Source organism: Oceanisphaera sediminis (assembly GCF_039539745.1).
Lineage (GTDB): Bacteria > Pseudomonadota > Gammaproteobacteria > Enterobacterales > Aeromonadaceae > Oceanimonas > Oceanimonas sediminis.
Map to the genome: position 1 here is coordinate 123,004 of NZ_BAABDS010000046.1, position 9,151 is coordinate 132,154.

The window sequence follows — 9,151 nt, forward strand, 5'->3', positions numbered from 1 at the left end:
ATCCAGGCGTTGTTTAGTTTTCATTGTTGCCCGCCTCTGGGTTGGTGGTCATGTTCATGGGGGTCAGATAGACGTCGCCGCCGGCTCGCGGGTTGAGGTCTTCCAGCTCTCGGCAGTCGTTGGGGCTGAGAATGCCCCACTGGATGCCCTTGCCGTAAGATTCGTACCTGCCCTTGAGGTCGCCGCGCAACAGGGCGCCGGCGTTGAACTTGGCATAGTGGTTGGCCCTATCTTTCTCGCTGAGCAGGCCGACACGGATCCGATGCTCAATGCGGGTCAGATAGGGCACCAGAGAGTAGTTGACGAACGCCAGGCCGAGGTTTTCGACATTGTTGAAGGTGGCCTTTTCCAGACTGGCCACCAGATGGGGCGGCACCCGGAAGATGGCGCAGATCTCGTCACGCTGCATCTTCCGGGTTTCGAGAAACTGGCTGTCTTCGGCGTTGAGGCTGATCGGCTTCCAGTTCAGGCCCATCTCCAGAATCATCGGCTTGTAGGCGTTGGCCGTGCCCATGTGCTCGCCATGAAACTGGTCTTTCAGCCGGGTGAAGGCCTCGTCACTCAGTTGCTGTTCGGTGGCCAGTACGCCGGAGGTAACGGCGCCATTGGTGAAGAGCCGGCTGCCGTGCTCTTCGGTCGAGAGCCCCAAGGCGATGGCCTGGCGGGCGTAGGCAATGGGGTTGAGCCCGTTCAGTCCGTCCAGGGTAAACAACCGCACGTGCCAGATGTCGTCCTGGGTCAACGTGCGTTTACTGCCATCGCGGAAGGTGACCTCGTAGGTAACGGTCCAGTCGTCACCCAGCTTGGGCTTGACGCTACCGGGGTCAATGGGCAGCAGCTCCACCACGTGGCCCATGGCCCACACCTTGTAGGCGAAGAAGTTGCCGCGCAGGCACAGACAGACCATGAGCAGCTCCCAGAATTCCTGGGCAGTCATGTAGCCGTTGGGGGACATGTTGATCAACTGATGCAATCGGTGACCGCTGGCGGTTTCCCGCTCGCGCCCGGTTTCCTTCACCAGACGACAGGGCAGCATGCCCACCGACTCGGCCAGCACCCGCACACAGCCAAACACTGTGGTCATTTGCATGGCACGGGTGGTACTGATGGTTTGGCCGGTGACGGTTTCATATCCGGCACCGAGGGCGGCGGCCAGCTTCTCCGGGGTGTCGATGGCGACCGGGGCGCTCTTGGCGCCGAACAGGCGGCCGATTGATTTGATTAGGCCCATTAGAGTGTCCTGATTCCGTGTTTGAGAATGTGACCCGATAGGGTGCCGCCAGGGGTATCCGGGTTGAGTGCCATCAGCGATACCGCGTTAAACAGCGCCATCAGAGGGTCTATCTTGGATGAGCCGCTGGCCTGCTTGGTGATCAGGATGGCGTTGCCTCTCGGTTCGACCCGGGCGTTACCGCAACACCAGGCCATCATGGGCTGGTCTGCATGCAGCAGATTGCCTTCGGCCAGCTTGCGCTCTGTGGTCTTGATAGCTCCGCCCAGTCGCCAGCCCTGGCTGACACCCACCACTTTCTCCTGGTCGATACCCCGCGCCACTATGGCTTCGAGGATGGCCCCGATACCGGCCGGATCGACGCCTATCTGGTGCAGCAGGCCGGAGCTGTCGAGCTGTTCGACGATATCGGCCACGTCTTCAACGTCATCACCTATCTGTTTGACCAGCATCAAATCACCCTGGCGTGCGTAGTCGTGCAGCTGGGGGGCGATTTCTTTGCGGCGCTCCAGCACCGAGGGGTGAGCCCATGCCTTGCACCAGCTCAGCCACTCACGGCTGTCTTTGTCGCGACCCACGACGGCGAGCCCGAGCAGGTCGTCCAGGCCGCCGCCATCGATGCCCACCACCACCACTTCGCTTCGGGCTAGTATTTCATCCAGGCGCAGGTCCTGGCGGGTTTGCTGCTCCCAGAACTCGGCGCCGGCCCAGCGGTTGGACAGCAGCGCCAGGCCGATTTCGACGTTGAGAAACTTGGACAGAAAGCCGCGCAGCGATTCCTCGCCGGACTCTTCGGCTTTGGTCAGCTCCCGCTCCAGGTATTCCCGGTCGACGGAAAAGCCCAGGTTGGGGTTTACCATGCCGAAGTTCTCCGGCCTGCGGTGCTCGCCGGCGTCGATCATGGCCTTGGGAAATTCGTAGATCACCGGCAGGAAGCGTTTGTCATTGATGCGGCCATCACGCACGCCCCGGGCATACTGCAGCTTTTGCAGGAAGATGCCGGCGGGCGGTTTGTCCGACTGTGTGGTCAGGTAAATGATGCAGCCCTCGGGCCGTGATGCCAGGCCGCCAGTGGCCTCGCGCAGCATGTTCTCGGCGTTGTGGTTGCTGCCGAACAGGTGGATTTCATCCACCAGGATAAAGCTGGCCTTCTTGCCGCCGACGGTATTGGAGTCGGCCGCCACTACCTTTAGGGTGGCACCGGTGCCCCTGTGGGTAATGGTGCGCACGTGGTCCTTGACGTGCAGCAGGTCAGACAGCTCGTCATCGTGCTTGACCATGTCCCGCGCCGGGGCAAAGGCGTTGTTGGCTACCTCTATGGTTGGCGCCAGTACAATCAGCTCGGCCGATTCCCGCCAGTTGCGGATCAGCAGGGTCAGCATAATGGCGGCGGCTATGGTAGATTTTGAATTCTTCTTGGGGATGACCAAGGCGAATTCCTTGATCTCCCGTCGGCCGGTGTCCGGGTTGTAGGCGCCGAACACCGAGCCGGCAAAGTCGCTGACCCAGGGGGCGCAGGCCTCGCCGATGGTCGGGCTACCGGGGGCGTCCACGATCCGCAGTTGGCGCATCACCTCCAGCCCGGCTTCCGCTTCGTCGGGGAACAGCGGCGCCAGTGGCACCAGGCTTTTCCCTTTGACGATGCGATTTTCCCAGTCGGGGCAGGCGGTGCTCCATTCCATTGCAGTTACCTCGTGTTATCGATGGCCAGCTTGGGTGGAGCGCTGGTGCCGAACCGGCCGCCGCCCACCTTCTTGGCAGCTTCGGCCTTTTGGTCTTTCTTACCCTGCTCGGCCACCTTGCCATGCACATAGGGCAGCAAGGCTTTGGCGGCATCGAGCCGCATTCTCGGCTCGGCTTCCAGGTCGTTCATCATCTCGCGCAGAAACACCATGGGGTCGTCGGAGGGCCGGGGGATATGCGGCTCCGGATCCACTTTAGGAACATCGACGGGTCGCGCCTTCTGCACTGCCACCGTTCGGCTCATGGCGGCTATGACGTCCGGGTCTTTCTCATAGCGCGAGGCCGCCTGTGAGGCTGACTTCTCCGGGCAGCCGGCAGCAATAGCTGCCGCCTTCTTGCCCATACCGGACAGCCGCGCATCGGCATACCGGCGCTTCTGTTCAGTTAACGCCATAGTTAACATCTCCTGTTAACGGGAAAAAAATCTACGAATGCGAGAGGGCGCGGTCTAGAGTTTTTGTGTCTAATTTCTTTGGATCCTCCCCCTCCCCTTTGGCGGGGTTAACGTGCGCCGTTTTCCTCGCGCTGCTTGTCGCTGCTGTGATGACGGGCGCAAAGGCTTTGCCAGTTCGACCGACGCCAGAACAGCTTGCTGTCGCCCCGGTGCGGCACTATGTGGTCGACCACGGTGGCTGGGGTCACTATGTTGTCCCGCTCCAGGCAGTAGCGACACAGTGGATGCTCGGCCAGGAACTTAGCCCGCGCCTGCTGCCACTTGTAGCCGTAGCCGCGCTGGGCGCTGCTGGTCTTGTCGTTGCGCCAGCTGTCCGGGTTCACCATCCTGATCTGCCGGGTGTCAGCCGCCTTGATGGTGGGCTTCAGCATCTTCAGCTTCAGCATGGCGTTCCGTCCAGGTAAGTGGCTTGCGGCATGTCGGCATCGTTAGCCTCTTGGGCATCCATCTCGGCCATGGCGGCAATGAGCTGCTGGTTACTGTCGGCCAGTCGTTCGTTGCTGGTTGCCATACGGTTGATAGCCTCGGCTTGATCAGCAATCACGGCAGTCTGCCGCTGCAGTGCCTCTATCAGTTCAATCAGTAGCGCGTCGGTGTCCATCGCCTTCCCTCTTGGTTATCTGCCGCAGTATGTCCTGGCACGCCGCCAGCTTGGCGGTGTCGCTGGTCACTCCGGCTCGGAGATTGAAATAAGCGCGTCGAGCAGCTGGGGCGAGTTCGACGGTGGCACCATCACCCAGGCTGGTATCGTCGGCGGTGCCGGACACTGCAGGGCAATGGGTGGGCCGCTTGGTGAGGATGTGCAGCCGGCGAGCGCCAGCATCGACAGCAGCGCGCAGCTCACCATTCTTTGCCTGTGCATCATTCAGCTCCTTTGTGTATTGGGCATCCAGTGCAGCCAGTTGGGCCTGCAGGCTCTCGGCGTGCCGGGTGACCCGCTCCATATCGAGAGCGGAGGCAGCGGCCATATCGAGCAGCTGCTCGGCATGGCCACGGCGCACATCAGCCAGCTCGGTTTTCAGATTGGTATGGGACACCGCCAATATCATGAAAGACGCCGTCATGGCGATGGCGACGTAAGGTGCCAGGCGCATCATGCCTCATCCTCCGACACCTTGCCGCCACTGGTCAGCAGTGGCAGCTGGTAGCGGTCATTGGCCGGGCTGGACTTCACCGGCCTGCCATCCACCAGCCGGCTGGGCCAGTAGTAACCGGTGACGCGACTCAGGGCGAACGGCCGGATGTTCACCTCGTTGCCCTGATTGCCGCCCAGCACCATGATGTTGCCGTGCTTGTCTCGCCCCACCACAAAGCCGACGTGGCCACCACCCGAGCGGGTGAAGGTCACGATGCAGCCATAGGCCGGGGCGTCCAGCCGGCTCATGATGGGATTGCACCAGGACGATGCCCGATACCACTCGTTTACTACATACCGCTGACACACACCGAGCACATAGCCAACGAACAATCCGCACCAGGGGGTTTCATCTTCGCGCCACCAGGCCTTGGCCTCGCCGTTGAAACTGCCCATGCTGTCGAGCATATCGAGCAACTGCTCGTTGTGGTGTTGGCGGCCGGTGTCTTCGCGCAGACCTAGATACTGCCGGGCCTTATCAATCCAAGAGAGCTCTTTCATCAGTCCTCCACCTTCGTGCCGATCCACTTCATCGCGAATTCACGCACCGCCTCAGTACCGATAAAGCCCACCATGCCGCCCACAAACGCCGCGGCAGATATCGGCAGGCCAATCAGATCCAGGCCACTGGTCAGCGTCAGGCTCAACAGGCCGCACAATGCGCCTTCCAATATCATCTGGCGAACCGTGCCTCCGCCATAGATCACCCGGACGATGGCCACACCCACAGCCAATGAAAAGCCGTAGATAGTCGGTGAGTGATGGGCGAGCCAGGCCGCCAGCAGTGCCCACAGGTTGGGGTCTTTTTCTGGCACAGGCATATCCGTTACCCCGCGCGGGGAATGAAAAAGCCCGCACAATGGCGGGCTTGGAAACGAAAAAACCCCGGCGGATGCCGAGGTTCTGAATTGTTCGCGGGGAGCGTCATAAATCTATTTACCCCACTATGGGTGCCAATCTATGCCATTTTCAGACAATGTACAAGTGTACAGGCTGTTTATTTATACATGCATCCCATCCAATCACGCCGCCTCTCTCCGAGTTAGCTTCATATACCCCGCTTCGGCGCGCTCTTCTTGCGTGTAGCACCAGGCCAGCAAACTGTCGTACACCGGGCGCCAGTGGCGGTAATAGGTGTGCTCGGCCAACTCAGGCGCCAGCGTGACGATGGCACGGTACACGCGGGATGCCGGCACAGGGCGCAAACCGGTTCCCCGGCAGCGTTCGCAGGGGCGGGTCAGTTCGTCCGGCTTGGCATCCTTCGCCGCCCTGGCGATCAGCTCGGCATCGGCGATGCGACCGGTGCCACCACAGCGGCACTTTGCACCTGGGGTGTCGGCGGTGCGGCAATATTCCAGCACTGCCAGCCGGGCCAGCGACTGGGCGATGACAGCGGCCTTTCGATCCTTACCCTTGCCCACCACCTTGATCGCCAACGCCTGGGCCTCGGTCGCGGCTGCCTTCACGGCGCGCTTAAACTCACCGGCGTCTTTGGCGTACTTGGCATACATCAGCGCCAGCCCGGCGCCCTCCTTGCTTTGCAGGTAACCGAGTGCGGTCAGAATGTCGGTGCGGGTCAGACCGCTGGTGGCCGTGCTGCTCACCGACTGCATGGCGGCGGCGTCGGGGGATTTAGGGTCATTCATGGTTAAAGCATATTGTAAGCGCATTGTTATCCCTTAAAATTCTTCTATGGCCCAGCCGGCGCCCGCTTTCTTGATGGCCACGAAGGTGAACATCCAGTGCTGTTCGGCGGCGACCTTTATCTTTACCCTGGCGTCGTCTTCCCAGAAGCCTTTCACTTCGTGCAGCTCGAGCATGCCATCGCGGATCACTACAAAGTCCGGCGTGTAGAAGGTGCGGTTAGCCAGGCGCAGCTTGAACGACTCAAAGGCGTAATACTCAATCTCACCGGCCATCATCAAGCGCTTGAGGTGTTGGCCATAGGCCTGCTCGGTCTTGTTCATGCCGCCCGGCACCGGTTGCGGTCTCGCTCTTACCTTTGCTTTGCGGATCATCCAAACACCCCCAGCCCTGCCGCTTTGTTCAATGTCGCCATTACATGCGCCAGCTGCGAACCGTGCGCCTGCTCCCAGCGCTGCCAGCCGCCATCGTGCAGCTTCATGTGTTCGTCGTGGCATAACGGAAACGTCATCAGGTCGTGGGTCTTCATCGCCATGCCCGAGTGACCATTGCCGATCATGTGGTGCGCCTCTACTGCTTCGCTGCTGCCGGTCACCACACAGGGCTGACTGCGCACGAACTTCAAATAGGCCTCGCTCTGCCAGCGGGTCAGCTTGGGCCGAGCCATAAAGCTGGCCGGCGGGCTTGAATCCACTTCAAACTTGATCGGCTTGACCATTTCGCGCACCTCCGCAATATGGTCTCGAGTGTCGTAACGGGCATCGGTATCCTTCCAACCGTGCGCCGTGTGCCGATCGGTAATCGTGGCCTTGCGCCCCAATGCCGTCAGCGCCAGCGACTCGGGTAACAGGGCGTGTACCCCATGAGCAGAGGCCCACCATGCCAGCTCGGCAGCCGACACATCACCACCGCGGGCCCGCCCTACAAACGCCGCCACTCGGCTCATACCAAAGGCCGCCAGACGGCGCACCACCACCGCCTCTACGTTCGGCAGCGGTTCCGCACTGTGCGCATTGTCATGATGCCAGCACAGCGGTACCGGATACCGGCCCGATGACCAGGTAAAGCCGCCAATGCAGTCATCGCCGTGAATGGCGCATCGATCGGCGCGACCCTGCCACTGGGTAAAGGCCGCCGTTCCACCCAACGCCTGATACACCTTATCTTGCTGCATAAAGGCCAGCACCAGTTGCCCGGGTAATCGGCTTGCCTCGCCCTGGTGCTCAATCAGCCCGGGGGCCACCACCGCCAGCTCGTCAGGTACCGGCGCCAGCAATACTGGCTGTTTATCCAGTAGTAAGCGAAACGCCTGCAGGTCTCGCTCGGCGGGGCGAAACATCAACAGCCCCAGCTCATCGTTGAAGACCGGTTGGGCAATCAGGGCCTGGGTCATGCCGCCCCCTTGCTTTTATTGCGTGCTTCCAGCGCCAGCTTCAGCGCTTCATGACTGACCGATCCGCGCAGCTCCTTGCTTTCCTGCGCCTCGGCCATGGCCAGCAGCTCGCTTAAGCTCGGTACCAGACCGGCCTTCATCGCACGGCGCAAGCTCACCGCCATTTCCCGGCTACGGCGCAGCGCCAGCTGTTGAGGCGTCTGTTTGGCCATCAGCGCTATTTTCGCTTTCTTCACCTTCCAGTTCTGTCGGGGTCCTAAGGTCATCGTTTTCCGCTCTCTTCTTTTTTGTTGCGGTCAGGGCGGCGGTAGTGATTAAGCCAATGCCTGGCTCGCGCCTGCCGCTCTTCGTTCATGTTGTTCAGCTCGGCCGTAATGCTGTTGCTGCTGATCTGGGCCGTTCTTGCCTGGTGAATGCGTAACGCCGCCTGATCGGCCGCCTCGGCCAGGGTTTGATCCGGGTAGGCCACATTGATAAAGGGCTTATCGATCACGCGCCCATCACCTCGGTGGCGTAACGCTGCGCCAGCCAACCCACTCCCCGGGCCGTTACCTTGGTCTGCATCCACGAATGACCGTTGGCCTCGCCGGTTTTCAGCGCGAACAGGCCCTTGTCGATAAACTCCTGCTTGGGTACCAGGGCGCCACCGCAGCGATACAGCACCTTGTCGGACTCCAGCAGACGCGAGAACTTGATCGGCCCGTAGTTCAGCATCTTGGCCACGTTGCTGATGTTCTGCAGGCCAGAGGCATCCACGTACCGATCAACAAACGCCACCTTCGGCGTGGCAGCGGCAATCACCTGCTCGGCCTGCGCCAGCTTTGCCGCGCTTTCCTTGATCACCGAGTCGGCCACCTGCAACGCCTTGGCCATAATCAACGCCGGATCCGTGTCGTGCTCTTGCCCGGCAACATAACCACCGTGCCGGCGAACGCTGGGCAATACGGTACCCACCACCCATTCCTCAAACCGCTCGGCACTCGGCAGCTTGGAGCGCATGATCAACCGGTAAAGGTCGCGCTCAGGAATGATGGTGGCGTCCTGCTCTCCGCCTGCGGTAAGGATGCGGCGTTTCACCGCCCCCTTGCAGTGGTCGGAAATGGCATCACGAGCACGGGCATAACCCAGCGCCTCGGCCACATCCTTGGCCACAAACCACGGCTCGCCATTCTGCTCAATCACCCGCACCTGGCTGTTACCAAAACTGAATCCCATTAACTCGCTCATGCCACCCTCCCCGCCTTGCCAAACAACACCAGCCGCTCAAGCTCGCGTTTGATTTTTCGGTTCATCGCCCGATACACACCCTTCTCAATCACCATCAACTCACCGCTATGCACCAGCTGGCCAATGGCGCCGCTGATCGAGGTGTGCGGAATATCCAGCTCGTCCCGCACATCCTGCGGCGTGAACTGCTTGCGCTGCTCGGCATACGCCAAAATCCGTTCACCGTTGCTCTTCATGATCACCCCCATCAACACCCACGCCAGACAGCGCCAGCACACCGTAAATCACCACCACCAGCACCAGGGCCAGGGCAATCCATGCCTG

General features: G+C 61.0%; 15 protein-coding genes. All 15 read right to left on the minus strand.

Annotation, left to right across the window (positions count from 1 at the left end):
- Nucleotides 1-13 precede the first annotated feature (13 nt).
- Nucleotides 14-1,231 carry a phage portal protein gene (locus ABD827_RS16540; RefSeq protein ID WP_344965776.1) on the minus strand — a complete coding sequence of 406 codons (1,218 nt, stop codon included), beginning with the start codon at nt 1,229-1,231 and terminating at the stop codon, nt 14-16.
- Complete coding sequence (locus tag ABD827_RS16545; RefSeq protein ID WP_344965778.1) at nt 1,231-2,913, minus strand: terminase large subunit; 1,683 nt, start codon at nt 2,911-2,913, stop codon at nt 1,231-1,233. The genes ABD827_RS16540 and ABD827_RS16545 overlap by 1 nt, the downstream gene beginning before the upstream one ends.
- Nucleotides 2,914-2,918: 5 nt before the next feature.
- Complete coding sequence (locus tag ABD827_RS16550; RefSeq protein WP_344965779.1) at nt 2,919-3,368, minus strand: terminase small subunit; 450 nt, start codon at nt 3,366-3,368, stop codon at nt 2,919-2,921.
- A 107-nt stretch (nt 3,369-3,475) separates the two neighbouring features.
- On the minus strand, nt 3,476-3,814 hold the full coding sequence (locus tag ABD827_RS16555) for an HNH endonuclease (RefSeq protein ID WP_344965780.1): 339 nt from the start codon (nt 3,812-3,814) through the stop codon (nt 3,476-3,478).
- Nucleotides 3,808-4,029 carry a hypothetical protein gene (locus tag ABD827_RS16560; RefSeq protein ID WP_344965781.1) on the minus strand — a complete coding sequence of 74 codons (222 nt, stop codon included), beginning with the start codon at nt 4,027-4,029 and terminating at the stop codon, nt 3,808-3,810. The genes ABD827_RS16555 and ABD827_RS16560 overlap by 7 nt, the downstream gene beginning before the upstream one ends.
- Nucleotides 4,004-4,525: a lysis system i-spanin subunit Rz gene (locus ABD827_RS16565; protein ID WP_344965782.1), complete on the minus strand. Its 522-nt coding sequence runs from the start codon at nt 4,523-4,525 to the stop codon at nt 4,004-4,006. The genes ABD827_RS16560 and ABD827_RS16565 overlap by 26 nt, the downstream gene beginning before the upstream one ends.
- A complete protein-coding gene (locus ABD827_RS16570; RefSeq protein ID WP_344965783.1) occupies nt 4,522-5,064 on the minus strand; it encodes a TIGR02594 family protein in 543 nt (180 codons plus the stop codon). Before ABD827_RS16570 ends, ABD827_RS16565 begins: the two co-directional genes overlap by 4 nt.
- Nucleotides 5,064-5,378: a phage holin, lambda family gene (locus ABD827_RS16575; RefSeq protein WP_344965784.1), complete on the minus strand. Its 315-nt coding sequence runs from the start codon at nt 5,376-5,378 to the stop codon at nt 5,064-5,066. The genes ABD827_RS16570 and ABD827_RS16575 overlap by 1 nt, the downstream gene beginning before the upstream one ends.
- A 207-nt stretch (nt 5,379-5,585) precedes the next feature.
- Complete coding sequence (locus ABD827_RS16580) at nt 5,586-6,209, minus strand: antitermination protein Q (protein ID WP_344965785.1); 624 nt, start codon at nt 6,207-6,209, stop codon at nt 5,586-5,588.
- 33 nt (nt 6,210-6,242) lie between these two features.
- Entirely contained in the window at nt 6,243-6,581 is a 339-nt protein-coding gene (locus ABD827_RS16585; protein WP_344965786.1) for a PDDEXK family nuclease, read from the minus strand.
- The gene (locus ABD827_RS16590) at nt 6,578-7,600 is read right to left on the minus strand and encodes a DUF968 domain-containing protein (protein WP_344965787.1); all 1,023 of its coding nucleotides are present in this window, start codon (nt 7,598-7,600) and stop codon (nt 6,578-6,580) included. Before ABD827_RS16590 ends, ABD827_RS16585 begins: the two co-directional genes overlap by 4 nt.
- Nucleotides 7,597-7,866, minus strand: coding sequence for a hypothetical protein (locus ABD827_RS16595; protein WP_344965788.1), 270 nt, complete (start codon nt 7,864-7,866; stop codon nt 7,597-7,599). The genes ABD827_RS16590 and ABD827_RS16595 overlap by 4 nt, the downstream gene beginning before the upstream one ends.
- A complete protein-coding gene (locus tag ABD827_RS16600; protein WP_344965789.1) occupies nt 7,863-8,093 on the minus strand; it encodes a hypothetical protein in 231 nt (76 codons plus the stop codon). Before ABD827_RS16600 ends, ABD827_RS16595 begins: the two co-directional genes overlap by 4 nt.
- Complete coding sequence (locus tag ABD827_RS16605; protein ID WP_344965790.1) at nt 8,090-8,827, minus strand: BRO family protein; 738 nt, start codon at nt 8,825-8,827, stop codon at nt 8,090-8,092. The genes ABD827_RS16600 and ABD827_RS16605 overlap by 4 nt, the downstream gene beginning before the upstream one ends.
- On the minus strand, nt 8,824-9,063 hold the full coding sequence (locus tag ABD827_RS16610; protein WP_344965791.1) for a type IV toxin-antitoxin system AbiEi family antitoxin domain-containing protein: 240 nt from the start codon (nt 9,061-9,063) through the stop codon (nt 8,824-8,826). Before ABD827_RS16610 ends, ABD827_RS16605 begins: the two co-directional genes overlap by 4 nt.
- Nucleotides 9,064-9,151: the final 88 nt, after the last annotated feature.

Excerpts from the sequence above, each read along its gene's own strand:
- ABD827_RS16570 (WP_344965783.1), bottom strand. The coding sequence starts at position 5,064 with ATGAAAGAGCTCTCTTGGATTGATAAGGCCCGGCAGTATCTAGGTCTG.
- ABD827_RS16550 (WP_344965779.1), bottom strand. The coding sequence starts at position 3,368 with ATGGCGTTAACTGAACAGAAGCGCCGGTATGCCGATGCGCGGCTGTCC.
- ABD827_RS16610 (WP_344965791.1), bottom strand. The coding sequence starts at position 9,063 with ATGAAGAGCAACGGTGAACGGATTTTGGCGTATGCCGAGCAGCGCAAG.
- ABD827_RS16590 (WP_344965787.1), bottom strand. The coding sequence starts at position 7,600 with ATGACCCAGGCCCTGATTGCCCAACCGGTCTTCAACGATGAGCTGGGG.
- ABD827_RS16555 (WP_344965780.1), bottom strand. The coding sequence starts at position 3,814 with ATGCTGAAGCTGAAGATGCTGAAGCCCACCATCAAGGCGGCTGACACC.
- ABD827_RS16565 (WP_344965782.1), bottom strand. The coding sequence starts at position 4,525 with ATGATGCGCCTGGCACCTTACGTCGCCATCGCCATGACGGCGTCTTTC.
- ABD827_RS16580 (WP_344965785.1), bottom strand. The coding sequence starts at position 6,209 with ATGAATGACCCTAAATCCCCCGACGCCGCCGCCATGCAGTCGGTGAGC.
- ABD827_RS16540 (WP_344965776.1), bottom strand. The coding sequence starts at position 1,231 with ATGGGCCTAATCAAATCAATCGGCCGCCTGTTCGGCGCCAAGAGCGCC.
- ABD827_RS16545 (WP_344965778.1), bottom strand. The coding sequence starts at position 2,913 with ATGGAATGGAGCACCGCCTGCCCCGACTGGGAAAATCGCATCGTCAAA.
- ABD827_RS16560 (WP_344965781.1), bottom strand. The coding sequence starts at position 4,029 with ATGGACACCGACGCGCTACTGATTGAACTGATAGAGGCACTGCAGCGG.
- ABD827_RS16595 (WP_344965788.1), bottom strand. The coding sequence starts at position 7,866 with ATGACCTTAGGACCCCGACAGAACTGGAAGGTGAAGAAAGCGAAAATA.
- ABD827_RS16605 (WP_344965790.1), bottom strand. The coding sequence starts at position 8,827 with ATGAGCGAGTTAATGGGATTCAGTTTTGGTAACAGCCAGGTGCGGGTG.
- ABD827_RS16585 (WP_344965786.1), bottom strand. The coding sequence starts at position 6,581 with ATGATCCGCAAAGCAAAGGTAAGAGCGAGACCGCAACCGGTGCCGGGC.